The 24,615-nt window shown below is 69.9% G+C and carries 27 protein-coding genes; 12 read left to right on the top strand and 15 right to left on the bottom strand.

Annotated features, from left to right (window positions below):
- The first annotated feature begins 29 nt into the window (after positions 1-29).
- The 7 genes from proB to lptG all read left to right on the top strand — a co-directional run bounded on the left by proB (position 30) and on the right by lptG (position 7,936).
- Positions 30-1,133, top strand: a complete 1,104-nt coding sequence (gene proB / locus BM145_RS00450; RefSeq protein ID WP_093329933.1) for a glutamate 5-kinase — start codon at positions 30-32, stop codon at positions 1,131-1,133.
- A complete protein-coding gene (locus tag BM145_RS00445) occupies positions 1,130-2,032 on the top strand; it encodes an NAD-dependent epimerase/dehydratase family protein (RefSeq protein WP_093329930.1) in 903 nt (300 codons plus the stop codon). Before proB ends, BM145_RS00445 begins: the two co-directional genes overlap by 4 nt.
- A 37-nt stretch (positions 2,033-2,069) precedes the next feature.
- Complete coding sequence (locus tag BM145_RS00440) at positions 2,070-2,312, top strand: acyl carrier protein (protein WP_093329927.1); 243 nt, start codon at positions 2,070-2,072, stop codon at positions 2,310-2,312.
- A gap of 68 nt (positions 2,313-2,380) precedes the next feature.
- Positions 2,381-3,565 (top strand): serine palmitoyltransferase, encoded by a 1,185-nt coding sequence (gene spt / locus BM145_RS00435; protein WP_093330758.1) that lies wholly within the window; start codon positions 2,381-2,383, stop codon positions 3,563-3,565.
- 119 nt (positions 3,566-3,684) lie between these two features.
- Entirely contained in the window at positions 3,685-5,550 is a 1,866-nt protein-coding gene (locus tag BM145_RS00430; RefSeq protein ID WP_093330756.1) for an ATP-binding protein, read from the top strand.
- A 78-nt stretch (positions 5,551-5,628) separates the two neighbouring features.
- On the top strand, positions 5,629-6,825 hold the full coding sequence (gene lptF, locus BM145_RS00425) for an LPS export ABC transporter permease LptF (protein WP_177200031.1): 1,197 nt from the start codon (positions 5,629-5,631) through the stop codon (positions 6,823-6,825).
- A gap of 10 nt (positions 6,826-6,835) precedes the next feature.
- Positions 6,836-7,936, top strand: coding sequence for an LPS export ABC transporter permease LptG (gene lptG / locus BM145_RS00420; RefSeq protein ID WP_093329923.1), 1,101 nt, complete (start codon positions 6,836-6,838; stop codon positions 7,934-7,936).
- A 243-nt stretch (positions 7,937-8,179) separates the two neighbouring features.
- On the opposite strand, the gene BM145_RS00415 is transcribed toward lptG, so the two are convergent.
- Complete coding sequence (locus BM145_RS00415) at positions 8,180-9,268, bottom strand: fatty acid desaturase family protein (RefSeq protein ID WP_093330751.1); 1,089 nt, start codon at positions 9,266-9,268, stop codon at positions 8,180-8,182.
- Between the two features lie 123 nt (positions 9,269-9,391).
- Here BM145_RS00415 and BM145_RS00410 point away from each other — a divergent pair, with 123 nt between their 5' ends.
- Positions 9,392-10,546: an N-acetyltransferase gene (locus BM145_RS00410; protein ID WP_093329921.1), complete on the top strand. Its 1,155-nt coding sequence runs from the start codon at positions 9,392-9,394 to the stop codon at positions 10,544-10,546.
- 212 nt (positions 10,547-10,758) lie between these two features.
- Here the strand turns inward: BM145_RS00410 and BM145_RS00405 are convergent, their stop codons facing one another.
- The 7 genes from BM145_RS00405 to BM145_RS00375 all read right to left on the bottom strand — a co-directional run bounded on the left by BM145_RS00405 (position 10,759) and on the right by BM145_RS00375 (position 17,399).
- Positions 10,759-11,556, bottom strand: a complete 798-nt coding sequence (locus BM145_RS00405; protein WP_093329919.1) for a transporter — start codon at positions 11,554-11,556, stop codon at positions 10,759-10,761.
- Positions 11,553-12,323 carry an exodeoxyribonuclease III gene (gene xth / locus BM145_RS00400; RefSeq protein WP_093329916.1) on the bottom strand — a complete coding sequence of 257 codons (771 nt, stop codon included), beginning with the start codon at positions 12,321-12,323 and terminating at the stop codon, positions 11,553-11,555. Before xth ends, BM145_RS00405 begins: the two co-directional genes overlap by 4 nt.
- Before the next feature lie 10 nt (positions 12,324-12,333).
- Entirely contained in the window at positions 12,334-12,660 is a 327-nt protein-coding gene (gene erpA / locus BM145_RS00395; protein WP_093329914.1) for an iron-sulfur cluster insertion protein ErpA, read from the bottom strand.
- Positions 12,661-12,700: 40 nt separating this feature from the next.
- Positions 12,701-13,369: a M23 family metallopeptidase gene (locus BM145_RS00390; protein ID WP_093329911.1), complete on the bottom strand. Its 669-nt coding sequence runs from the start codon at positions 13,367-13,369 to the stop codon at positions 12,701-12,703.
- A gap of 109 nt (positions 13,370-13,478) precedes the next feature.
- Positions 13,479-14,276 (bottom strand): ferritin-like domain-containing protein, encoded by a 798-nt coding sequence (locus tag BM145_RS00385; protein WP_093329909.1) that lies wholly within the window; start codon positions 14,274-14,276, stop codon positions 13,479-13,481.
- The gene (locus BM145_RS00380) at positions 14,266-14,745 is read right to left on the bottom strand and encodes a peroxiredoxin (protein ID WP_177200030.1); all 480 of its coding nucleotides are present in this window, start codon (positions 14,743-14,745) and stop codon (positions 14,266-14,268) included. Before BM145_RS00380 ends, BM145_RS00385 begins: the two co-directional genes overlap by 11 nt.
- Complete coding sequence (locus tag BM145_RS00375; RefSeq protein ID WP_342741790.1) at positions 14,724-17,399, bottom strand: [protein-PII] uridylyltransferase family protein; 2,676 nt, start codon at positions 17,397-17,399, stop codon at positions 14,724-14,726. The genes BM145_RS00380 and BM145_RS00375 overlap by 22 nt, the downstream gene beginning before the upstream one ends.
- Positions 17,400-17,422: 23 nt before the next feature.
- Between BM145_RS00375 and BM145_RS00370 the strand changes: the two genes are divergently transcribed.
- Positions 17,423-17,635, top strand: a complete 213-nt coding sequence (locus BM145_RS00370; RefSeq protein WP_093329906.1) for a hypothetical protein — start codon at positions 17,423-17,425, stop codon at positions 17,633-17,635.
- On the opposite strand, the gene BM145_RS00365 is transcribed toward BM145_RS00370, so the two are convergent.
- The 3 genes from BM145_RS00365 to BM145_RS00360 all read right to left on the bottom strand — a co-directional run bounded on the left by BM145_RS00365 (position 17,619) and on the right by BM145_RS00360 (position 19,359).
- Positions 17,619-18,266, bottom strand: a complete 648-nt coding sequence (locus BM145_RS00365) for a sigma-70 family RNA polymerase sigma factor (RefSeq protein WP_093329904.1) — start codon at positions 18,264-18,266, stop codon at positions 17,619-17,621. The genes BM145_RS00370 and BM145_RS00365 overlap by 17 nt on opposite strands.
- Positions 18,267-18,358: 92 nt before the next feature.
- Positions 18,359-18,496 (bottom strand): hypothetical protein, encoded by a 138-nt coding sequence (locus tag BM145_RS15895; protein WP_177200029.1) that lies wholly within the window; start codon positions 18,494-18,496, stop codon positions 18,359-18,361.
- A 62-nt stretch (positions 18,497-18,558) separates the two neighbouring features.
- Positions 18,559-19,359, bottom strand: a complete 801-nt coding sequence (locus BM145_RS00360; RefSeq protein ID WP_093329901.1) for a response regulator — start codon at positions 19,357-19,359, stop codon at positions 18,559-18,561.
- Positions 19,360-19,644: 285 nt separating this feature from the next.
- Here BM145_RS00360 and BM145_RS16265 point away from each other — a divergent pair, with 285 nt between their 5' ends.
- The 3 genes from BM145_RS16265 (at position 19,645) to BM145_RS00350 (ending at position 21,807) form a co-directional block, all read left to right on the top strand.
- Entirely contained in the window at positions 19,645-19,803 is a 159-nt protein-coding gene (locus BM145_RS16265) for a NepR family anti-sigma factor (protein WP_245738976.1), read from the top strand.
- Positions 19,804-19,814: 11 nt separating this feature from the next.
- On the top strand, positions 19,815-21,401 hold the full coding sequence (locus BM145_RS00355) for a sensor histidine kinase (RefSeq protein WP_093329899.1): 1,587 nt from the start codon (positions 19,815-19,817) through the stop codon (positions 21,399-21,401).
- 271 nt (positions 21,402-21,672) lie between these two features.
- Positions 21,673-21,807 carry an entericidin A/B family lipoprotein gene (locus BM145_RS00350; protein WP_093329898.1) on the top strand — a complete coding sequence of 45 codons (135 nt, stop codon included), beginning with the start codon at positions 21,673-21,675 and terminating at the stop codon, positions 21,805-21,807.
- A 291-nt stretch (positions 21,808-22,098) separates the two neighbouring features.
- Here BM145_RS00350 and tatC read toward each other — a convergent pair whose 3' ends face one another.
- From tatC to BM145_RS00330, 4 genes are all read right to left on the bottom strand, one after another.
- Complete coding sequence (gene tatC, locus BM145_RS00345; RefSeq protein WP_093329896.1) at positions 22,099-22,860, bottom strand: twin-arginine translocase subunit TatC; 762 nt, start codon at positions 22,858-22,860, stop codon at positions 22,099-22,101.
- Positions 22,857-23,252: a Sec-independent protein translocase protein TatB gene (gene tatB, locus BM145_RS00340; RefSeq protein WP_093329893.1), complete on the bottom strand. Its 396-nt coding sequence runs from the start codon at positions 23,250-23,252 to the stop codon at positions 22,857-22,859. Before tatB ends, tatC begins: the two co-directional genes overlap by 4 nt.
- A 23-nt stretch (positions 23,253-23,275) precedes the next feature.
- Positions 23,276-23,518 (bottom strand): twin-arginine translocase TatA/TatE family subunit, encoded by a 243-nt coding sequence (locus tag BM145_RS00335; protein WP_093329890.1) that lies wholly within the window; start codon positions 23,516-23,518, stop codon positions 23,276-23,278.
- Between the two features lie 71 nt (positions 23,519-23,589).
- Positions 23,590-24,597 (bottom strand): glycoside hydrolase family 3 N-terminal domain-containing protein, encoded by a 1,008-nt coding sequence (locus tag BM145_RS00330; RefSeq protein ID WP_093329888.1) that lies wholly within the window; start codon positions 24,595-24,597, stop codon positions 23,590-23,592.
- Between the last annotated feature and the right edge of the window lie 18 nt (positions 24,598-24,615).

Below are 24,615 nucleotides of genomic sequence, written 5' to 3'. Positions count from 1 at the left end.
CCGCGCGGCCGCCGCTAGGGTCCGGCGCGATGACCCTGTTCGCCCCCGGCTCCACCCAGCGCCTCGTCGTCAAGGTCGGCTCGGCGCTGCTCGTCGACGCGGACGGGCGGGTGCGGCGCGACTGGCTGGCGACGCTGGTCGCCGACGTGGCGGAGCGTGTGGCGGCGGGGCAGCAGGTGGCGATCGTCTCCTCGGGCGCGATCGCGCTGGGCGCGCGGCGGCTGGCGCTGCCCAAGGGCGGTCGCGCGAGCCTGGAGGATGCGCAGGCCGCCGCGGCGACGGGGCAGATCGCGCTGGCGCAGGTCTGGGCGGAGCTGCTCGCCGATCACCGCCTCGCCGCCGCGCAGATGCTGGTGACGCTCGGCGACCTGGAGGATCGGCGCCGTTACCTCAACGCGGCGGCGACGCTCGGCCGGCTGCTCGCGCTCGGCGCGGTGCCGATCCTCAACGAGAACGACAGCGTCGCGACCGAGGAGATCCGCTTCGGCGACAACGACCGGCTCGCCGCCCGCGTCGCGCAGGCCGCGGGGGCCGACGGCGTGGTGCTGCTGTCCGACGTCGACGGGCTGTACGACGCCAATCCCGCGACCCACCCGGGCGCGCGCCACATCGCGCGGGTGGAGCGGATCGACGCGGTCGCCGGCATGGCCGACGCGACCTCCGGCTCCGGCCTGGGATCGGGCGGCATGATGTCCAAGATTGCCGCAGCGCGGATCGCGACCGCCGCGGGCATCCCGTTCGCGATCGCGTCCGGCCGGGTCGATCGCCCGCTGTCGGGCGAGCGCGTCCACACGCTGTTCGTCGCCGAGCGGACCGCCACGGCGCGCAAGGCCTGGCTGGCCGGCGGCCTGACCGCGGCCGGATCGATCCGCATCGACGCGGGCGCCACCGCCGCGCTGGCGGGCGGAGGCAGCCTGCTCGCCGCCGGCATCGTCGCGGTGGAGGGCGGTTTCGGGCGCGGCGACCTGGTCACGATCGACGGCCCCGCCGGCCCCGTCGCCCGCGGCCTGGCCGAGTACGACGCCGCCGAGGCGCGCCGCCTGATCGGCCATCGCAGCGACGCGCAGGCGGCGATCCTCGGCTACGCGCCGCGCGCCGCGGTGGTGCACCGCAACCACCTGGCGCTGCTGTGACCGTGCTCGCCCTCACCGGCGGCACCGGCTTCGTCGGCGCGCGCCTGATCGACGCGGCGCTCGCCGCGGGCCACCAAGTGCGCGCGCTGGCGAGGCGCCCGCAGCCGGAGCGCCTCGGCGTCACTTGGATCGCCGGCGCGCTGGACGACGCGCCCGCGCTCGACCGGCTGCTGGCGGGCGCCGACGCCGCAATCCACGTCGCCGGCGTCGTCAACGCGGCCGACCGGGCCGGCTTCGTCGCGGGCAATGTGGAGGGCACGCGCGCCATGCTGGCCGCCGCCGCGCGGGCGGACGTGACGCGCTTCGTCCACGTCTCCTCGCTGGCGGCGCGCGAGCCCGGCCTGTCCGACTATGGCTGGTCCAAGGCGGAGGCGGAGCGGCTGGTGGCGGCGTCGCCGCTCGCCTGGACGATCGTCCGCCCGCCCGGCGTCTACGGCCCCGGCGACCTCGAGCAGCTGGAACTGTTCCGCATGGCCCGGCGCGGCGTCGTGATGCTGCCGCCGCCCGGCCGCTTGTCGGTGATCGCGGTGGACGATCTCGCTGCGCTGCTGCTGGCGGCGGCGACGGGTGACGGCCCGCGGACGATCTACGAGGCGGACGACGGAACGGACGGGTGGACGCACGCGGGCTTCGCGCGCGCGATCGGCGCGGCGGTGGGCCGCCGCGTGCTGCCCCTTCCCCTGCCCCGCGCGCTGTTGTCGCTGGTCGCGCGCGGCGACCGGCTGGTGCGCGGGGCCGGCGCGAAGCTGACCCCCGACCGGGTCGCAATGTACTGCCATCCCGACTGGACGGTGGACCCGGCCAGGCGTCCCCCGGCCTCGCTGTGGCGCCCCCGCGTCGCCACGCCGCAGGGCTTGGCCGACACCGCCCGGTGGTATCGCGCGAACGGCCTGCTATAGCCGCACCCCCGCCGCAATTCTCGCCCAAGGACCCCGCATGAGCGACCGCGACAGCATCTTCGACACCGTCACCCGGCAGATCGAGCCATTCAACAAGAAGGGCGTCGCGCTGACCGACGCCACCACCTTCCAGGGCGACCTGGAGTGGGACAGCCTGACCGTGATGGATTTCGTCGCCGCGATCGAGGACGAGTTCGACATCATCATCACGATGAACATGCAGGCCGAGATCGAGACGGTCGGCCAGCTGGTCGACGCGGTGGAGAAGCTGAAGCAGTGACCGAAACCGGCCTCCAGCCCGAGACGCTCGATCTCGATCCGGCGCCCGTCGCCCCGGACCGCGACCTGATGTCGAAGTTCGACGGCCTGATCGCCGAGCGACGGGCGCTGATCGACAGCGGCGTCACCGATCCCTTCGCAATCGTGATGGAAGAGGTCCGCAGCCCGACCGAGGCGGTCATCAAGGGGCGGGAGACGATCCTGCTCGGCACCTACAACTATATGGGCATGACCTTCGACGCGGACGTGGTCGCGGCGGGCAAGCAGGCGCTCGACCGCTTCGGCTCCGGCACCAACGGCAGCCGGATGCTGAACGGCACCTTCCAGGATCACGTCGAGGTCGAGCAGGCGTTGCGCGACTTCTACGGCATGACCGGTGCGATCGTGTTCTCGACGGGCTACATGGCCAATCTCGGCATGATCTCGACCCTGGTGGGTAAGGGCGAGTACGTCATCCTCGACGCCGACAGCCACGCCTCGATCTACGACGGTTGCAAGCAGGGCGTGGCCGAGATCGTCCGCTTCCGCCACAATTCGGTCGACGATCTCGACAAGCGGCTCGGCCGCCTGCCCAAGGAAGCGGGCAAGCTCGTCGTGCTGGAAGGCGTCTACTCGATGCTCGGCGATATCGCGCCGCTTCGGGAGATGGTCGCGGTCAGCCGCAAGCACGGCGCCATGGTGCTGGTCGACGAGGCGCACTCGATGGGGTTCTTCGGGCCCAACGGCCGCGGCGTGTACGAGGATCAGGGCCTGGACGTGGACTTCGTCATCGGCACTTTCTCCAAATCGGTCGGCACGGTGGGCGGCTTCTGCGTGTCGGACCATCCCAAGTTCGAGGCGATCCGCCTCGCCTGCCGCCCCTATATCTTCACCGCCAGCCTGCCGCCCTCCGTAGTCGCTACCGCCGCCACCTCGATCCGCAAGCTGGCGACCGCGACGGAGAAGCGCGAGCGGCTATGGGCCAATGCGCGGCAGCTGCACGGCGGCCTGACCGCCATGGGCTTCAAGCTCGGCACGGAAACGCCGCAGAGCGCGATCGTCGCGGTGATCCTCGACGATCAGCAACAGGCGGTGGCGATGTGGCAGGCGCTGCTGGACGGCGGCCTCTACGTCAACGTCGCGCGGCCGCCGGCGACACCGCAGGGCACCTACCTGCTGCGCTGCTCGCTATGTGCCGAACACACGACCGATCAGCTGACCCGCGTGCTGGCGATGTTCCGCAGCGCGGGGCAGGCGGTGGGGGCGATCGGTTGAGCCGAGCGGCACGGCTTCCGACGCGGCGGCGAATGCGGTAGAAACGGCCCGTGGAGCGGGATGGCGACACTGGCACGCCGGGGGGCGTAGGGTTCTGGCAGACGCTGGCGCTGGGCGCGATGGCGCTCACCGCCGCGGCGGTGCTGGTCGCGCTGATCGTGACGCTGGGCGGCGCCAATCGCGAGCGCGACCTGGCGCTGGCACGGCAGCGGCACAGCTACGACGTGATGATCCTGGCGCGCACGCTGGCCGGCACCATCGCCCGGTCGGAGGCGTCGCTCGGCCGCTACGTCATCTCCGGCGACAAGCAGCTCGGGCAGCTCTATTATGACGAGTGGACGCTGGCGGGCGGGCAGATCGACCGGCTCGACCACATCACCCACGACAATTCGGATCAGGGCCCCGCGATCAGGCAGCTGCGCGCCGCCTACGAAGCGCGCGGTCGCGAACTGTCGACCACGGCGCTGTCGACGACCTACGGCAAGAACAGCCTAGCCTATGCGCGCTTCTACCAGACGCGCAAGGCGGCCTCGCTCATTCAGATCAACCACCTGCTCGACACCGTCATCGCCCGCGAGCGCGCGTTGCTCGACGAGCGGGCGCAGGTGGCGGCGGGCAGCGTCGCGGCGTCCAGCCGCATCGCCGGCGTGCTGGCCGTGTTCGGCATCCTGCTGGTGCTGGGCGCCATCGTGCTCGGCTGGGTATCGCTGCGCGCCACCAACGAGCGCGCGCTGGCGCAGGCGGACGCGGAGGCCGCGGGCGAGCGTGCGCAGGAATTGTCACGCGCGGTGACCGAGGCCACGGCGGAGCTGCGCGCGCAGGAGGCGAAGCTCCGCCAGGCGCAGAAGATGGACGCGGTGGGCCAGCTGACCGGCGGCATCGCCCATGATTTCAACAACATGCTGGCGGTGGTGCTGGGCGGGCTGGAGCTTGCCCGGCGCAGCACCACGCTGGCAGCTACACGTCGACACATCGACAACGCGACAGAGGGTGCCAACCGCGCCGCCGCGCTGACCCGGCGGCTGCTCGCGTTCAGCCGCGAGGAGTCGCTCAAGCCCGAACCGATCGCCGCCTTCGCGCTGATCGCCGCGATGTCCGACCTGCTCGACCGGACGCTGGGTGACGGCATCACGCTGGTGACCCGCGACGGCGCCGACGGCTGGCGCGTCCGCGCGGACCGGGTGCAGCTGGAAAACGTCGTCCTCAACCTCGCCGTCAACGCCCGCGACGCGGTGAACGGCCGCGGCACCATCACCATCGCCACCGACGCGGTCACGCTGGGCGCGGAGGCGGTGGGCCGCTGCGCCGCGGGCGACTACGTCACCGTGGCGGTCGCCGACGACGGCTGCGGCATGACGCCGGAGGTGGCGGAACGGGTATTCGAGCCGTTCTTCACCACCAAGGAAGCCGGACGCGGCACCGGCCTCGGCCTCAGCCAGATCTTCGCCTTCGTCAAGGCTCACGGCGGCGAGATCGGCATCGACACGGCGCCGGGACGCGGCACCACCGTCACGCTCTACCTGCCGCGCGACGTCGCCGCGGTGGAGTCGCCCGCGGCCGAGCCCGTCGCCGATGCCGTCGCCGCCGACGACGCGGACGGCCACGACATCTTGGTCGTCGAGGACGATCCGCGCGTGCTGACCGCGACGGTGGGCGCGCTGGAGGAGCTCGGCCATCGCACGGTCCCCTGCCCCGACCCGCTCGACGCGCCCGACCTGCTCGCCCGCCACCCGCAGGTGTCGCTGGTCGTCTCCGACGTGCTGATGCCGCGCCAGACGGGGCCGGAGATGGTGGCCGGGCTGCTGCCGCGCTTCCCACACGTCGCCGTGCTGTTCGTCACCGGCTTCGCCGGCGAGGCCAACGCCGCCGAGTTCGGCGACCACGCGGTGCTGCGCAAGCCGTTCACGCTCGCCGCGCTCGATCGTGCCGTCGCGGACACGATGCGCCGCCGACCGCCGCCGCCGGCGCAGATCGCCGCCGAGTAGGCACCGTTTTTGGGGGGAGACGACGGGCGCGCCGCCTCCTATACCCGCCGCCACCCTGCCGAGCGAGCGTTCCCCCGCATGAAGTCCATCGATCGCTACATGGCGCGGCTGATCGCGCTGCCGCTGCTCGCCACGCTCGTCATCTCGGCCATGCTGCTGGTGCTCGACCGGATGCTGCGGTTGTTCGATTTCGTCGCCACGCAGGGCGGGCCGATCAGCGTGGTGTGGCGGATGCTCGCCAATCTGCTGCCCGAATATCTGGGCCTGGGCATCCCCATCGGGCTGATGCTGGGCATCCTGCTCGCCTTCCGCCGCCTCGCCACCTCGTCGGAACTGGACGTGATGCGCGGCGTGGGCATGAGCTATGCCCGGCTACTGCGCGTGCCATACCTCTACGCCATCGGCTTGGCCGCCGTGAACCTGGCGATCGTCGGCTACGTGCAGCCGATCGCGCGCTATTACTACGAGGGGCTGCGCTTCGAACTGCGCACCGGCGCGCTCGGCGCGTCGATCAAGGTCGGCGAGTTCACCCATCTTGGCAGCCGCATGACGCTCCGGATCGAGCGCAGCCGCGATTCGGGGCGCGACCTGTCCGGCATCTTCGTCCACGTGCAGACGCCCAAGCAGGACTGGCTGGCCGTCACCGCCGAGCGCGGGCAATTCATGGCGACGGACGATCCCAACGTCATCATCTTCCGCCTGAATAACGGCACGCTGGTCCACAACCGGCCCGACTTCCGCACCCCGCGGGTCTTGCAGTTCACCGCCCACGACCTGCCGATCGACCTACCCAAGATCGAGAGCTTCCGCCAGCGCGGCGGCCGCAATCTGGAATTCACCCTGCCCGAACTCGCGCGCCTTGGCCATGCCGGCGGCACCGAGCGGCTGCGCGACGCCAGCCGGTCCGAATTTCACTTCCGCCTGGTGGAGGTGGCGACGATGTTCCTGCTGCCGATGCTCGCTGCCGCGCTGGGCGTGCCGCCGAAGCGATCGTCCTCGGCGCTCGGCGTGTTCCTGTCGATCGTGATGATCGTCACCTATCACAAGATCAACGAATATGCGCAGGGCATCGGCGAGCTGGGCCGGGTCGATCCCGCGCTCGCGCTATGGACACCGTTCGCGCTGTTCGCGGCGCTGGTCTGGTGGATGTACTATCAGATCGCGCACGTGCCGGGCGGCCAGCCGATCGGCGCGCTGGAACGCGGCTTCGCCAAGCTGGCAAAGGCGATCACCCGTCGCCTACCCGGTCGCCGCCGCGAACTGGCGCCGCAATGAGGGCCGCACCATGAAGGGCATGAGCTTCTTTCCGTCGCGCACCTTCGCGCGCTATGCCGGGCGGCTGTTCCTGGTGCGCACCTTCGCGATCCTGTTCGCGCTGGTGCTCGTCCTCCAGGCGCTCGATCTGCTGAGCGAGTCGGGGGACATCCTCGCGGTGCCCGGCAACGGCCAGGCGCAGGTGTGGACCTACGTGTCGCTGCGCGCGCCGCAGATCATCGCGCGCTTCCTGCCCTTCTCGGTGCTGCTCGGCACCATCCTGACGCTCATCACCATGAACCAGAACAGCGAGGTGGTGGCGCTGAAGGCCGCGGGCCTGTCGGCGCACCAGGTGCTGGCGCCGCTGATCGTCGCCAGCATGGGCGTCGCGATCCTGTCCTTCGCCTTCAACGAGCGCGTGGTGACGCGCGCCACCGCGACCCTGACGCAGTGGCAGAAGGTCGATTACGGTCCGCTGCCGATCGATCGCGGCGACCGCAGCAACGTGTGGGTGCGCGACGGCGACGATCTGATCGAGGCGGACCAGATCCGCGGGCGCGGCGACGCTGCAATTATGGGCGGCGTCACCCTCTACGACCGGGCCGGCGGCAACCTGCGATCGATCGTCCGCGCCACCCGCGGCGTGCGCGACGGCGACGGCTGGCGCATCGGCCCCGACGCCACGCGCTTTACCGTCGGCGATGGCCGCCAGACTCGGCTGGGATCGGTCGTCATCGGCCGCGGCGTTCGCCCGGACCAGTTCACGCTCGCCACCGTCGATCCGGACAGCCTGCCCTTCGACCAGCTGAACGAGGCTATCGACGACCTCGCCGACGCGGGCCGCCCGACCAAGGCGCTGGAGGGCGCGCTGTGGCACAAGCTGTCGGGGCCGCTATCGTCGATCCTGATGCCGCTGCTCGGCGCCGTCGCCGCTTTCGGCATTGCGCGCTCGGGCCAGCTGTTCGTGCGCGCGGTGATCGGCATGGCGCTCGGTTTCGCCTATTTCGTCGCCGACAATTTCGCGCTGGCGATGGGCAATCTCGGCGCCTACCCGCCCTTCCTGGCCGCCTGGGCGCCGTTCCTGCTGTTCTTCCTGATCGGCGAGGCGGTGCTGTTCCGGACCGAGGAATAAGCGGGCGGCCTCTCCAAAAGTATTGAGCGCAAATCCTGACGACGACCGTTCGCCCTGAGGAGAAGCTGAGCTTGTCGAAGCCTCGTCTCGAAGGGCATGTGCTTCGAGACGGTATTTCGACAAGCTCAATGCCTCCTCAGCGCGAACGGTGTTAGAGCTAGATGCTCTAGCTCCGCAAAGTGAACACTCGTCACGTCGGCGCGGCCGGGGAGCGGCCACCTCCTACGACGTTGCTTTCGCCGCTCACCGCTTCAGCATCGTGCTCCGCGCGATCTTGCCGACCAGCATCGGCAATCCCGGATAGCTCGCCTTGTGGTACGGCGAGTCCTGCTCCAGCATCGCCGACAGCCGCCGGTGTGCCTCGCCCAGCGCATGGTACGGAACGCTCGGCAGCAGGTGGTGGAGCGCGTGATAGCGCAGGCCGACCGGTGCCCACAGCGCCGGCAGCAGCGTCGGCGGCGGCACGTTGACGGTGTCGAGATACTGCGCGGTGACGCTCATCGGCTCGCCGTCATTCTCCCACAGATGCGCGACCAGCGTCCGCACCTGGTTGACGACCGCCACCGCCGACGCGACCGCCAGGATGATCGCGAACGAGCGAGGCGACAGCGTTCCCGTGGCCACCAGCGCGATCAGCGCGATCGCCCACAGGCTCGCCGCCGTCTCAATCCGGTTCCACTGCGCCTTTGCCTCGCCCTCCGGCGCGCGGCGGCGGAATTGCGGGTTGATCGCCAGCGCAGAGTAACGCTCCACCACCACGGTCCGCAGCCTGGGCGACAGCAGCGAGAGCGGCGACAGCACGGCGTAGCGGAACAGCAACGCCACCGGTGCCAGCGCCGACACGACGATGAACAGCGGCAGCGTCCACGGCTTCATCAGCGCCAGCGGCAGATATTCCGGGTCCTCCACGGTGCCATAACGCGTCTTCGCGTGATGAAGGTTGTGCACGCCCTCGTACATGAAGGACGGGATCAGCATCGGCACGCCGACCACCGCGTTCCAGCCGGCGCGGAAATGCGGCAGGCTACTGTGCTTCATATGGCTCACCTCGTGGATGAAGCTCATCGCGCGGTACAGGCCCAGCACCGCGACGATGCCGGCGACCACGCTCACCGCCGTCGAGGCGGACAGGATCGCCACCGCCAGTGCGCCGTAACCGATCAGCGCCGAGCCGAGCAGGTCCGCCCAGTAGATCGTGGGCCTGGGCGTCGACAGCTGGCGGGTCAGGTCGGCGGCGGCACGCAGCATCGCCTTGTCGTCGGCGGTCCTGACGGGCGCGGCGCCCGCGGAAACGGGCGCGGGCGCGCGATCGAGCGTGAAACTGCTGGCCATGGGCATCTCCATGCCCTGCAAATAGTGGCGACAGCATGGTGTTTACAGCCGTCCGCGGCCGAGAATCGCCACTCGCTATGATCGATCCGGCCGTTTACGGCACTAACAGGCAAGGAACGATCGATGACCGACACGCTGACGATACGCCCCGTGGAGACCAAGCGCGACCGCAAGGCGTTCGTCGACCTGCCCTTCCGCCTCTACGCCGACGATCCGCACTGGGTGCCGCCGCTCAGGTCGGAGGCGCTGGGCATGATTACGCCCGAGAAGAACGGCTGGTACAGCCACGCCAAGGCGCAGCTGTTCCTGGCCGAGGAGAATGGCCGCGTCGTCGGGCGTATCTCCGCGCACATCGATACGCTGGCGCTGACGATTGATCCGGCACTGGGGTTCGGACCGGGCGTCGGCCAGTGGGGACTGATGGACGCGGAGCGGGAAGATATCTTCCTCGCCCTGCTCGCCCGTGCCGAACAATGGCTCCGTGCCGAGGGGATGACGCGCGCGCTCGGCCCCATCTCGCAATCGATCTGGGAGGAACCGGGCCTGCTGGTCGAAGGGTACGATCATCCTCCCACGGTGATGATGGGCCACCACAAACCCGAATATCGCGGCTGGATCGAGGTGGCTGGCTATACCCTCGTCAAGCAGCTGATGACGTACGAACTCGACATCACGCAAACCTTCCCGCCGATCGTACAGCGGATCATCGCGTCGGGCGAGAAGAACGAGCGCATCCGCATCCGCGAGGTCGACAAGTCGAAGTTCGAGGAAGAGGCCGCGATCATCCTGGATATCCTCAACGACGGATGGTCGGAAAACTGGGGCGGCATTCCCCTTACCCCGCCCGAGATCAAGGACGTGGGCGTCAAGCTGAAGCCGATCGTGTTCAACGACCTGATCCGCATCGCCGAGCTGGACGGCCGACCGGTCGCCTTCATGATTACCCTGCCCGACCTGAACGAGGCGATCCGGCCACTGAACGGATCGCTGCTCCCGTTCGGCTGGGCCAAGCTGCTCCTGTGGCTGCGCGCGCCCAAGGTCCGCACCATGCGCGTGCCGCTGATGGGTGTGGTCAAGGACCTGCAATCGTCGCGCATGGCGTCGCAGCTCGCCTTCATGATGATCGAGTATATCCGCCGCGCCTCGGTGGAGCGCTACGGTGCCAGTCGCGGCGAGATCGGCTGGGTCCTGGACGACAACCAGGGCATGCGCTCGATCGCCGAGACGATCCGCAGCCGGGTGAACAAGGTGTACAACGTGTACGAGAAGGCGCTGTAGGAGCGCTCGCCGCCGACTTCACGCAGGATCAAGTCGGCGCTTTTCCGTCCTGACATCCACCCCGGCGCAGGCCGGGGCCCAGTTGCATCGGCCGACGTGAGGAGCGCTTCCCTCATCCTTACCGTTTCCCAACTGGGCCCGGCCTGCGCCGGGGTAGATATTTGCATCAACGACCTAGGTCGGTGGACATCAGAGGCGACAGGAAGCCGGCATCAGAACAATGCCGCCACCCCCGCGTAAAGCTGCACGTCGGGCGAGGCACCGTTCAACCCGCCGATCGCCTCCGCGTAGAAGGCACGCGTGCGGCTGTACTTCCACAACATGCCGAGCCCGGCGAGCGCCTGCGTCTCGTGCCCCGTCGGATCGCGGTCGCGCAGCAACTCGCCCTCCACCGTCAGCGACAACGCTCGCGTCAGTTGCAACGAGGTGGCCGCGACGCCGCTATACTGGAGGTGCCGGCCGCGGCCGTCGTCGTCCGGCGCTGCGTCGAGCTCGCCGGTGAAGCCGACGTTCACCGTGTCGCTGACGTCGTACGTCACCGGCAGCACCACGCCCGCGCCCCAGGTGCCCGCCCCGACCGGCGACCGCCCGACCGGCAGCGTCACGAACGGTTCGAGCCCGTAGGACAGGCCACTGCCGTCCGGATTGGCGAGGTTCTGCCGCACCGCCAGCCGCGCGTCGCCCGGCCGCGCGACACGACTGACGGCACCAGTCGCCTTGTCGCGGGTGCGCGCGTAGGCGACCGGCGTCCAGGCGAGCTGCACTTCGGTCGACGACCCGACGCCCAGCCTGGCGAGGAAATCGCCGCCCAGGATCGTGTCGTTCCGCTCGCCGGCATCGTCGTCCAGCGTCCAGTCGGCGACCGAGAACTCGACATGCACACGCCCCGGCTCGGTGGTGCAGGCCGAACTCTCCAGCGACGGACGATTGGGACAGAAGCGCGGCCCCTCGTCCTGCGCCCACGCGGCCGCCGGCAGCAGCAGCGCCGCCGTGGCCACCGCGACCTTCATCGCAGCGAGACCCAGGTCGGCGCGTGGTCGCTCGCCTTCTCGCGCCCGCGAAACTCCTTGTCGACGCCGGCATCGACCAGCCGGTCGGCGGCCGGCGGGCTGAGCAGCAGATGGTCGATGCGGAACCCCGCGTCGCGTGCCCAGGCGCCCGCCTGATAATCCCAGAAGGTCCACACCCCTCCCGTCGGATGCCGCGTGCGCAGCGAATCGGTCCAGCCCGACGCCAGCAGCCGGCGATAGGCGGCACGGCTTTCCGGCTGCATCAGCGCGTCGTCCTGCATCGCGCGGACGGAGAAGGTGTCGTCGTCGTTGGCAATCACGTTATAGTCGCCCGCCAGCACCGCCGGCACCTCCTCCGCCAGCAACGCGTCGGCGCGCGCGCGCAGCCGCTCCATCCAGCGTAGCTTGTAGTCGAATTTGGGGCCCGGCCGCGGGTTACCGTTGGGCAGGTAGAGCGACGCGACGACCAGGCCGTCCACCTCGCACTCCAGGTAGCGGCTCTGCTCGTCTTCCGGCTCGCCGGGCAGGCCGCGCAGCCGCTCCACCGGCGTCTTGCCGCGGGCGAGCACGGCGACGCCGTTCCACGCCTTCTGCCCATGCCATACTGCACCGTACCCCGCAGCCTCGATCGCCGGCAGCGGGAATGTTTCGTCGGACGCCTTCAGTTCCTGAAGGCAGACGATGTCGGCGTCGGCCTCGGTCAGATACTCGACCAGCCGGTCGATCCGCGCCTTGATGCCGTTGACGTTGTAGGTGACGATCTTCACGCCACCGGTCTTAAACCGAGAAGCTGGTTCCGCAACCGCAACCGGACGCCGCGACCGGATTGTCGACCCTGAACGCCGCGCCGCCCAGCGATTCGACGTAATCGACCCGCGCACCGCGGACCAAATCCAGGCTGATGCTGTCGACCACCAGCCGCACGCCGTCCGTCTCCGCCACCGTGTCGTCGCCCTCGGCGGCGTCGGCAAAACCAAATTTATACTGGAAGCCCGAACAGCCGCCGCCATCCACCGACAGGCGCAGGATCGCGGGCTTGTTCTGCTTCGCTGCGATCGTCGCCACGCGGGCGGCCGCGGCCGGGGTCAGGGCGATGTCGGTCATGATCGGCAGATAGGCTCGGGCGAGCCCGGGGACAACCGGATCAGTCCTGCGCCGCCTCGGTCGTCACCGGGATCATCCGCACCGCCTGGTCCTGCGACGCGAGCAAATAGTCGGAGGTGGTCAGGAACGGCAGCGGGTTGACCGCGTGCCCGTCGATCCGCACCTCGTAATGGAGGTGCGAACCGGTCGACCGGCCGGTCGATCCCATCAGCCCGATCAGCTGCCCGCGTGTCACCCGGCCGCCATCGGCGACGAGAATCTTCGACAGGTGGCCGTACCGGGTCGCGATACCTTTGCCGTGGTTGATCTCGATCAAATTGCCATAACCGCCCTGGCGATCGGCATGCGCGACGATGCCGTCGGCGGTCGCGTAGATCGGCGTGCCGATCGGCCCGCGGATGTCGACCCCGGCGTGCATCCGCGCGGTGCCCTGGAACGGATCGCTGCGGATGCCGAAATTGCTGGTGAACTGCATCTCGGTGACCGGCTGGACCGAGGGGATGGCGATCGCGCCCTTGGGCTGCAGGCCGCCGTCGAAACCCTTCCAGGTCTGGAACAGCGCCTTGAACTGCTGTTCAGTCGCCACCTCGGCGGTGGCGGTCGCCGTGGCCGCCCCGGCCATCGCCGTCGCGGCATCGTTGGCATTTGCCGCAGCCGGCAGAGCAGCCACGAAGCTCGCCGCGGCGAGCAGGGAAATCAGCTTGGTCATCGAACCCCAATGCGAAGCGCCGGCGCCCCCGAAAGGACCGGCTCAGTCCATCCCCGACTTGGTTCGCAGCCCCTCCGCTCGCCAGTCGCAGCCTGTGTGGCGGAAGAAGTCAGCCCGCGACAAGGGGTTCGTAGAAGTCGCGCGTCAAACCGGCGCGGGTGCGCGCCGAATCGTTGAACGGAGGCTTCAGCTGCCCGCGAAAATGGGTGCGGACCAGCTGCTGCCAGTGCGGCGCGGGCCGAATCCCCGCATTCGCGCACAGATAGCCGAACCATTTGGCGCCGAAGCCGACGTGGCGGATCTCGTCGGTGTAGATGCGGTGCAGGATGCGCGCGGACGGCGCGTCGCCGGCCGCCTCGAACCGCGCCACCGTCGCCGGCGTCACGTCCAGGCCGCGCGCCTCCAGCACCATCGGCACCACCGCCAGCCGCGCCGCCGCGTCGTGCGCGGTCGCGGCCGCCGCCTCCCACAGGCCGGCATGGGCGGGCAGCGTACCGTACCCGCCGCCAAGCACGCGCAGCCTGCGATCAAGGATCGCGAAGTGCATCGCCTCGTCCGCGCCCACCGACAGCCAGTCGTCGACGAAGCGCCGCGGGAACTCGGCGCCGAACCGTCCGGCGACGTCGAAGGCGAGGTCGATCGCCGAATATTCGACGTGCGCCAGTGCGTGCAGCATCGCCGCCCGCCCCCGCTCCGATCCACCGCGCCCCCGCTTGGGCATGCGATTGGGCGGCAGCAGCTCGGGTCGGTCGGGCCGCGCTGGCACGTCGGGCATCGCCGCGTCGAACCGATACGCCAGGGCGCCGCGCCGCCACGCCCGCGCCGCCGCCCGCGCCAGCCGCACCTTGGCCCGCGGCTCGTCGGCGAGCAGCACGGCCCGGCACGCGGCGGCGACGCTATCGGTCACGTGGAGCTTCCGCCGCCTCCAGCACGGCCGCGGCGTGGCCCGGCACCTTGACCTTGCGCCACGCCCGCACCAGCCGCCCGTCGCGAAACAGGAAGGTCGCGCGCTCCACGCCCATGTACGTCTTGCCGTAGAGCTGTTTCTCGCCCCACACCCCGAACGCCGCGCAGGCGCTGCCGTCCTCGTCGCTGGCCAGCTCCACCGTTAAATCGTGCTTGGCGGCGAAGCGCGCGTGCCTGGCCGGCGCGTCGCGCGAGACGCCGATCACCCGCACGCCCGCCGCGGCGAACGCCTCGCTCAACGCGGAGAAGTCCTGCGCCTCGCGCGTGCACCCCGGCGTATCCGCCCTGGGATAGAAATAGACGACCAGCGCGCCCGATATGGCGGCAAGGTCGATCGTCCCCGCCTGCCCCACCAGCGTCACCGCCGGGATCGGATCGCCCGGCGCGATCACGTGATCTGCTGCCACCATGCCGCCACCTCCTGCCGCGCCGCCGCCAGGCTGGCAACCACGCCGTCCCAATCCTCCTCGCCCAGGGCCGCCGCGACCAGCGCGCGCGTCGCCGGCACCGGCGCCGCCGCGTCGGGCGCGAGCAGGCGCAACACCACCAGCAACCGCCCCAGCACGTCGTGCGCCCCGCGAATCGCTGCCGGTGCCAGCTTCGCCTCGACCAGCCGGTCGATCGCCTGGGCCAAGTCGGGGTGAAACGCCGTCCGGCAGGTCAGTTGCCGCACGTGCACGGCGAACTCCAGGTCGACCAGCCCGCCGGGCAGCAGCTTGGCGTCGATCTCGCCGCGCGGGGGCTTGTGCCGCGCCATCTCGTCGCGCATCCCGCGCGCGTCCGCCACCACGTCGCGCGCCGGCCGCTCGCCGCCGAGCACGCCGGCGATCACCGCCGCCACCGCCTGCCGCGCCGCCGCCGAGCCGAACACCGCGCGCCCGCGGGTCAGCGCCATATGCTCCCAGGTCCAGGCGTCCTCGCGCTGGTAGCGCGCGAAACTGTCGAGCGACACGGCCAATGGCCCCTGCGCGCCCGATGGCCGCAGCCGCGTGTCAACCTCGTAGAGCGGCCCCGCCGCCGTCGCGACCGACAGCGCCGCCGTCACCCGCGCGACCAGCCGGTTGTAGTAGAGCGTCGCGCCGAGCGGCCGTGCCCCGTCCGACTCGGCGCCGAAATCGCCCGTGAACAGGTAGACGAGGTCGAGGTCCGACGCGTGGGTCAGCGCGCCACCGCCCAGCCGCCCCAGCGCCAGGATCACCAGCTCGCTGCCGGGCACCCGACCGTGCGCGCGCGCGAACTCCGCCACCGTCGCCTCGGCGAGCACCGCCACCGCCGCCTCCGCGACGCGGGCGTAGCCGGCCGCCACATCGAGCGGGTCGGCGCTGCCCGCGACGATCTGCGCGCCGAGCGCGAAACGCCGCTCGCCGACCACGCGGCGGACATGGTCGAGCCGCCCCTGATAATCGTCCGCGTCGCCGCCGCGCATCGCCGCGGCCAGCGTCTCTACCGTGCCCACGTCGCCCAGCGCCGTCGCGTCGATCAGCCCGTCGATCAACGCCGGCCGCCGCGCCAGCTCGTCGGCGAGCGGGCCCGCATGGGCGAGGATGCGAGCGAGCAGTTCCGCCAGCCCCGGCCGCGCCTCCAGCAGCCGGAACACGTTGATGGCGCTGGGCATCCGCTCCAGCATCCGGTCGAACCGGTTGAGCGCCGCCCCGGGATCGGGCGCGGCGCCCAGCGCCTCGACCAGGACCGGCAGCACCGCCTCCAGTGCGTCGCGCGCCGCCGTGCTGCGCAGCGCCGGATAGGTGCCCGCCCGCCACGCCGCGACCCGCGCCGCCGCCTCCTCTGCGAAGCCGGCCGCGCCCAGCGCCGCACCGAGCAGCGCCGGATCGCGCGACAGCGCCGGCCGCTGCCGATCGTCGAGCGCGTCGTAGATGCGCCCGACCCGCTCGACGTGCGGGGCGAGCAGGTCGATCAGCGCCGCTCCGTCCGCCAGCCCGTGCAACCGCGCCACCCCGTCCAGCGACTCGCCCGCGGGCAGCGCGTGCGTCTGCCTGTCGTCCACCATCTGCACCCGGTGCTCGATCGTCCGGAGCAGCGCGTACGCGTCGGCCAGCGCGTGCGCCTCGCCCACGTCGATCCAGCCGGCGATGGCGAGCTCCTCCAGCGCGTCGCGCGTCGCCGGCGCGCGCAGCACGGGGTCTCGGCCGCCGTGGATCAGCTGATGGATCTGCGCGAAGAACTCGGCCTCGCGAATGCCGCCGCGCCCCCGCTTCAGATCGTATCCCGGCCCCAGACGCTGGCCGTGCGCGTGATGGTCGCGGATGCGTGCGGACAAGGCCCGCATCTCGCCTACCGCGCCGAAATCGAGCGTCCGCCGCCACACGAACGGCCGCACCGCGTCCAGGAAACGCTGCCCCAGCGCGTGGTCGCCCGCGGCGGCGCGGGCGCGGATAAAGGCGGCGCGTTCCCAGGCCAGCGCCTGGCTCTCATAGTAAGCGATGGCGCCGTTCACCGGCACCGCGATCGGCGTTACCTCGGGCGACGGCCGCAGTCGCAGGTCGACGCGCAGCACGTACCCGTCGCCGTCGCGCGCCTGCAACAGCTCCACCGCCCGGCGCGCGATCCGCACCGCCGCCTCCTCCGGCTCCTCTCGCGCGCGCCGCGGCAGCGTCTCGGGATCGAACAACAGGATCGGATCGATGTCGGAGGAATAGTTGAGTTCGCGGCTGCCCTGTTTGCCCAGCGCGATGCCGGCGAACCCGAGCGGCTCCGCGTCCGGGTAGCGCTCGGCAATCGCGGTGCCGATCGCCAGGTCCAGCGCCTCGTCGGCGAAGTCGCTCAGCGCCCGCGTCACGCCGGTCAGGTCGAGCACGCCGGCCAGATCGCCCAATGCCACCGACAGCGCCAGCGACCGACGGCGCAGGCGCAGCGCCCGACCGACCGGCATCGCCGGATCGATCGCTGGCAGGGATCGGTCGAGCCGCCCTTCCGCCGCCGCCGCGGCGATCGCCGGCTCGCGCGCGGCGAGCATATCGAGGAACGGCGACCATCGCCGGGCCCGCTCCAGCGCCTCCGGCAGCCGGGGATCGATCACGACGTCACGCACCGCGAGGTCAACGATCGCGGGCAACGAAAGCGACAACGATGCGTTTCACTGATATGACACCGACGTCATCCCTGCTGATCGATCGACACGACGGCGAGCAGGTCGTGCGTCCGCCGCGCCGCTGGGATGCGATCGGCGCACTGCTGCAGCGGGTCTACGCTGTTCACCGCGCCATCCCCGATCCGATCGCGCGCCTGCTGCCCCGCATGGAAACGAAGCCGGATGCCGAACGGATCAGCGGCCGCCGCTGAGCTGATCGACATTGCCCATGATGGTATCGAGCACCGTCTTGCTGGTATCAGTGACGTGCTCACGGCGTGACGGTAGCTGCCCATCCGTCATCAGCGCCTCGAGCGCGACACGACCGCGCGCCACCCGGCTCTTGATCGTGCCCACCGCCACCTGGCAGATCTCGGCCGCTTCCTCATAAGCGAAGCCACCCGCGCCGACCAGGATCAGCGCTTCGCGCTGCGGCTGCGGCAGATGCATCAGCGCGCGCTGCATGTCGCCCAGCTCGACGTGGCGATCCTGGCTGGCCGGTGCCGCCAGGATGCGGTCGGCCACGAGATCGTCCCACTCGCCCTTGAAGCGCGCGCGGCGCATCTGCGACAAATAAAGATTGCGCAGGATGATGAAGGTCCAGGCACGCATGTTGGTACCGGCCTGGAAGCGCTTGCGCGCCGCCCACGCCTTCAACAGCGTCTCCTGCACCAGATCGTCGGCGAGGTCGCGACTGCCCGACAGCGAACGACCGAACGCGCGCAGGTGCGGGATGACCTGGGCGAGCTGCGTCTTGAACTCCGGGTCGGACAGCGAAACGTGCTCGACGGGCGCCGCCTCCGGCGTGTCCGCGTCATCGTCGCGCAGCGTGGTCTCAGTCATTCATTTCCGATCATGCAGCCCGGCACACGCGCGCCGGGCCAATATCTAGGAGCGATCCGCCCCTTTTCCATCACGTGGTTCAGGAAATCGCCTCAGCGCAAGACCATGACCGCGAAGATCACGATGATGAGCACCAGCGAGATGGGCAGGATGTACCGCGTCATATGCGGCGTCGATCCGGCGCGAGCCTCGTCGGTGTTGAGTTCGATGCGGTCGTTCGGATCAGCCATGGCTCTTCAAACCCCCGAAAATCGTTTTAGGTCCGTAACCTTTGTCATCGCCGCGAGTGAAATCACTCGGGCGCGGTGTTCTGGTCGAAGAACAGCGCCTGGCTGATCGCCGCCTTCACCGTGGACCGCTGGAACGGCTTGGTGATGAGGAACGTCGGCTCAGGCCGCTCGCCGGTCAGCAGCCGCTCCGGGAAGGCGGTGATAAAGATCACCGGCACCTCGAACTCGGCCAGGATATCCTTGACCGCGTCGATGCCCGAACTGTCGTCGGCAAGCTGGATGTCCGCCAGTACCAGACCCGGTCGGTCCTCCATCGCCAGGCCCACCGCCTCGTCGCGCGTCACCGCCACGCCGGTCACGTCGTGGCCCAAGTCGCGGACGATCGCCTCGATATCCATCGCGATGATCGGCTCGTCCTCGATGATGAGCACGCGCGCGCGCGTCTGGTTCTCGATCTCCGACAGCGCCTCCGCCACCAGCCGCTCGACCTCGCTCGCGTCCGTGTCGATCAGATAGGCCGCGTCCTCCGGGGTGAAGCCCTCCATCGCGGTGAGCAGCAGCGCCTGGCGCGACAGCGGCGTCATCCGAGCGAGGCGCGCGCGCGTCACCGCTTCCGCCCCGTCCAACTCGCTGCCGAGATGGTCCTCCATCTCGTCGTAATTGGCCGAATTCCAGATGCCCTGGAACATCCGGTAGAGACCCAGCCGCGGCTCCACGTCGCGCGGGAACTGGTCGGGCGCCGCGACGATCGCCTCCAGCGTGGCACGCACGTAACGGTCGCCGTGCGTCTGGCTGCCGGTCAGGGCCCGGCCGTAGCGCCGCAGGAAAGGAAGGTGCGGGGCGAGTTGCTGTCCGAGCGACATGGGCGGTGAAAACTCCCTGGAGAACTTGTTTGGCCGACCCGCGACGACGGGTCGTCGCGGCGGTTGAAGGGGTGAACGTCCAGCCCATCTGTGCGCGGGACGGCGCCGATGCAATGCGGAACACCGCATGGAAGCCCCCCGTGCACGGCGATCTGCTTTTTCGTGCAAGGGTCGGAACCAACGAAGCGCCGATTAGTTTCCGCCCCTTGTTGAAGCCGTGCCTGGAGATGAGGCACCGGTCGTCCGGCCTTCTCCGCCGGGCGTCCCCAGGGGGATTTTTTCGGGTTGGGTCAAGATAAGAAGAAAACGGCGCCTTCGCTGGATACCGCGCCGGAACTGGGGTCCGATCGCGAGATGGGATCGGCGCTTCGCTCGGTATATCAGCGTACCGTGGAGGAGAAGGTGCCGGACGACCTGCTGGATCTGCTCGGCAAGCTATCCTGACCGGCGGATCGATGAGCGACATCGATCCCGCGCCCCAGCCCGACGACGCGCCGCTCCCGCGGAGCAGCCGCATCGCGCGCTGGCCGACGGGCGCCAAGCTGTTCCTGATCCTCAGCGCCGCGCTGCTGCCGTTGGCGCTGATCGCCGTATTTGCGACGCTCCAGACCAGCCGCCTCGCCGATGCCGAGGCGCGCGCCCGGCTGCGCATCGCCGCCGCCGAGAGCGGACGCGCGATCGCGATCGAGTTGGTCGGCGACATGACGGCGCTGCGCGTCGCGGTGAACGCGCTCGGCATCGACCCCACCGACGCGGCGAGCTGCGCGCGCGCCCAGGGCGTGTTCGCGCAACAGGCCTCCGCCGGCGCCCGGTTCGAAATTGCCGGTCGTGACGGTCGCCTGCTGTGCGGCACGCGCCTGCCCGCCACGGACGGCCTGCCCGACGGCACTGCCTTCGGCGCCGACATCCTCCCCGCCCGCGGCGTCGTGCTCAGTGTCGAGGGCGCGCGCGACGACGTGTCGGCGCGTGCCTTCTTCCCGCGCGACGTGCTGCGCCGCCTGGGTCAGCCGACCAGCCGCGCGACGAGCTTCGCCAGCGCGCTGATCGTCGACGGCGAGGCGCTGCCGCTCGAGCCGGCGCCGGCGGGCGGCGTGTTCCAGCGGCTGGAGACGATGGAGACGCCGCTCGGTATCGCCGACTTGCGCCTGCAGACCAGCGTGCGCAGCGCGCCGATCACCTCGTCGCTGGTCATCGCGCTGCTGCTGCCGCTGCTGATGTGGGCGGCCGCCGCGGGCATCGCCTGGCTGGTCGTGGATCGGCTGCTGCTGCGGCCGTTGCGGCGGCTTCGCGCGGGCGTTGCCGCCTATACGCCCGGCACCGTCATCGATCCGCGCGGCTGGATGCTGCCCACGCAGGAGATCAGCGACCTCGCCGATACGTTCCGGACCCTGTCGCGCACCGTCGCCGATCACGAGGAGGGGCTGGAGGAAGGCCTGCGTCGGCAGACCAAGCTGACGCGCGAGGTCCATCACCGCGTCAAGAACAACCTTCAGGTCATCTCCAGTCTCATCAACTTCCACGCGCGCGGCGCGCGCTCCGCCGATGCGACCGCGGCCTATGCCTCGATCCAGCGCCGGGTCGACGCGCTGGCGGTCGTCCACCGCCATCATTTCGCCGAGCTGGAGGAGCATCGCGGCCTTAATCTGCGCACGCTGATCGGCGAACTCGCCTCCAACCTGCGCGCCACCGCCTCCGAACAGCAGCACATGATCGGCCTGACGCTCGACGTCGATCCGTTCCTGGTCAACCAGGACGTGGCGGTCGCCGTCGCCTTCCTAGTGACGGAGGCGATCGAGCTCGCCGCCGGCTGCGATCCCGCCGCGCAGATCCGCGTGTCGGTGAAGCCCGCCGACACCGATACCCGTGCCGTGCTGCGCGTCGTTTCCCGCGCGCTGGTCGACGGCGACACGCTGAGGGACCTCGCCGGCACCCGCTACGGCCGCGTCATGGAAGGCCTGTCGCGCCAGCTGCGCTCCAAGCTGCACCACGATCCGCTCACCGGCGCCTACGAGATCGCCGTTGCCGTGATCGGCCGCGACTGACGAGAATTATTTCCGGGAAGCCCGCCCCCGCGCGGAACCCGGCCGCTCATTGCTGGTTATGCATAGCGGATCGCGACCTTACGCCCCCCCCGCTTATCGCGATCCACGACATAGGCCCGGAAGCGTCTACCCCTCCCCCCCGGTGACGCTTTCGGGCCTTAATCTCTTCCGTTACCACCTACTCAGAGCACCGGATCGTACCGCGCGTGGAACGAACCCCGCGGACGATCATTGCCACCTGCGGCATTCAAGCCTGTTCAGGAGGTATCTCATGCGTAATCTCGTTGGTCTCGCCATCGCGGCAACGGCACTGCTCGTGTCGGCATGTAACACCGTCGAAGGTGCGGGTCGCGACGTCAGCTCGGCCGGCAATGCCGTCGCCAATGCCGCCGACGGCGCCAAGTAAGCCCGGCGATCACGACAGGACGGGCGCCCGCGTATTCGACGCGGGCGCCCGTTCGCGCATCCGGAGTATAGCGCGCTTCTATGCTGGCATCGAAGTAGAAGCGTGTGACAAGAGCACTGACGCTGCGATAGCTGCTTCACCTTCGCTTAGCCCAAGCGGCTATCGTGCATCGGACAGCGCTCACGACCATCTAATCGCGACGATCTTGGATTGAGGCGACGTGACATCGATCCCACCCCGCCGGCGGCGCCCCGCGGAGGTGACGGTCACCCCGTCACTCCGCACTGGCAATCAAGCTTCCTCGATCACCTTCTCGCGCGCGCGGCGGCGTTCGGTAAACCAGATGCCGATGATCGCGAGTTCGTAAAGGATGACGAGTGGGACGGCGAGCAGGATCTGGCTCATCAGATCCGGAGGGGTGAGCACGGCGGCGATCGCCGTGGCACCCACGATCGCGTAGCGCCTGGCGGAGATCAACTGCTGACGTGTCACGATTCCGGCGCGTTCCAGCAGCATCAGCAGGACCGGCAGGAGGAACGACAACCCGAAACCGAACAGGAATTGCATGATGAACGACAGGTAGTTGCCGACCGCCGGCAACGCCTCGCGTCGCACCCCGCCGACGATGCCGTCGAAACCGAGCAGGAAGTGCAGTGCCATCGGGATGGCAACGAAATACGCCATCGCCGCGCCCATCAGGAACAATACCGGCGTCGCCAGCAGGAACGGCAGCAGCGCCCGCTTCTCCTTGCGGTACAGGCCAGGCGCGACGAACTGCCACAATTGGTTGGCGATGACCGGGAAGGACACCATCATCGCCGCGAAGAACCCCACCTTCACCTGAACGAAGAAGGCCTCGAAGATTTCGGTGTAGATCAGCGTCCCCTGGCCCGCCCTCAACAGCGGCTGGACCAGGAAGCCGAAAATCGCTTCCGAGAAATAGAAGCATACCGCGAACGCCGCCGCGACCGCGAGGATGCAGTACAGCAATCGACGGCGAAGTTCGATCAGGTGGTCGAGCAGAGGCGCCCGGCTGTCGTCGATCTCGCTCACGAGGAGGCCCCCTCGGTCCGGCCCGCAGGCCGCGCGGCCTCATCATCCGCCGCGGGCGCCACTTCCGGCCGCTCCACCGTCACGGCTTTCTCGGCTTCCGTCATCTCGGGCGCCGTCGCCGCCGCATCGCCGTACGGCGCAGCGTCGGCGGTGGGCTGCGGATGCTCGCGCATGATCCGCTCATTCTCCGCCGCCCATTTCTTCTCCATCTCCTCCAGCTCCGCCTCGCGCACCATGGCGTCGAAGCCGGAGCGGAACTGGCGCGCGACGCCGCGCGCGCGACCGACCCAGTAGCCGACCACGCGCATCGCCTTGGGCAGGTCCTTGGGACCGATCACTACCAGCGCCACCAGGGCGATCAGCAGAAACTCAGACGAATCGACTCCGAACACGGCGCCAGCTCAGCGGAAACGGATCAGCGCTCGTCGCGCACGCCGTCGCGCGTGCGGTTGCCGTCGCGGTCGAACGCGGACTCGGCCTTGTTCTGCGATTCGATCCGCTTGGCCGGCACGTCGTCGTCCTGCTCGGCCATGCCCTTCTTGAAGTTCTTCACGCCCTTGGCGACGTCGCCCATCAGGTTGGAGAAACGTCCGCCGCCGAGCAGCAGGATGGCGACGACGGCGAGGACGAGCAGGTGGATCGGGCTGAAGCTGCCCATGGCGCTAACTCCTGGTGTGTGGCGTCGAACCTAGTCGTTGTCGCGCGACTTTGCCAGCCGAACCGGCGTTTCTACGCCGTCGCGGCAGCGAGCAGCGCGTCGCGGCGCGCGATACACTCGGCCAGATCGCCGACGGGCATCGCCCGCGCCGCCATCGCCCGGTCGAGCCGCGCGCGGGAGGCGGGCGCGATCTCGTCCAGCCGATCGACGATCGCGACCATCTCGTCCATCCGCGCCCAGCAATCGAGCACCAGGTCGCATCCCGCTCCAATCGCGCTCGCCGCCTTGTCGGCGGCACTGCCGGACAGCGCCTTCATGTCGATATCGTCGGTCATCAGCAGCCCGTCAAAGCCGATCGCGCCGCGGATCACCTCGCCGATCACCGTCGGCGACAGCGTCGCCGGGCGCTCGGCGTCCCACGCCTCGAACACGATGTGCGAGGTCATGCCCATGCTCGCGTGGCGCAGCGCGCGGAACGGGGCGAGATCGTCCTCCAGCGCCGCGGCGGGCGCCGTCACCCTGGGCAGCAGATGGTGCGAATCGACGAGCGCCCGCCCGTGTCCCGGCATGTGCTTGACCACCCCGACCACTCCGCCCAGCGCCAGCCCCTCCAGCATCGCCCGCCCCAGCGCCGCGACGCGCATCGGCTCGCGGCCATAGGCGCGGGTGGCGATCGCCGGCGTTGTCTCCGGCTGCGCCACGTCCAGCAGCGGCGCGCAATCGACGGTGACGCCCGCCTCCGACAGCATCAGGCCCAGCGCCTCCCCGTTGGCGCGCATCGCCTGGATCGCGGTCATCGGCGCGACCTCGTAGGCGGCGTCGAACACCGGCCCGGCGGGAAAGGCGGGCCATTCGGGCGGTCGCATCCGCGCCACCGGGCCGCCTTCCTGGTCGATCAGGATGGCGAGATCGTCGCGCCCCGCCAGCTCGCGCAGCGCATCGGTCAGCGCCCGCACCTGCCCGCGGCTCTCCACGTTGCGCCCGAACAGGATGTAGCCGGCGGGCTCCGCCTCCGCGAAGAAGGCGCGCTCGTCTGGCGTGAGGACGGGGCCGGACAGACCGAAGATGACGGGTTTCATGCCGCGCTCCTACTCCCG

Origin of the sequence: Sphingomonas rubra, from assembly GCF_900115745.1 — a bacterium.
GTDB lineage: Bacteria > Pseudomonadota > Alphaproteobacteria > Sphingomonadales > Sphingomonadaceae > Sphingomonas > Sphingomonas rubra.
The sequence above is the reverse complement of the archived record's forward strand: the minus strand, read 5'-3'. Positions and strand labels throughout refer to the sequence as shown.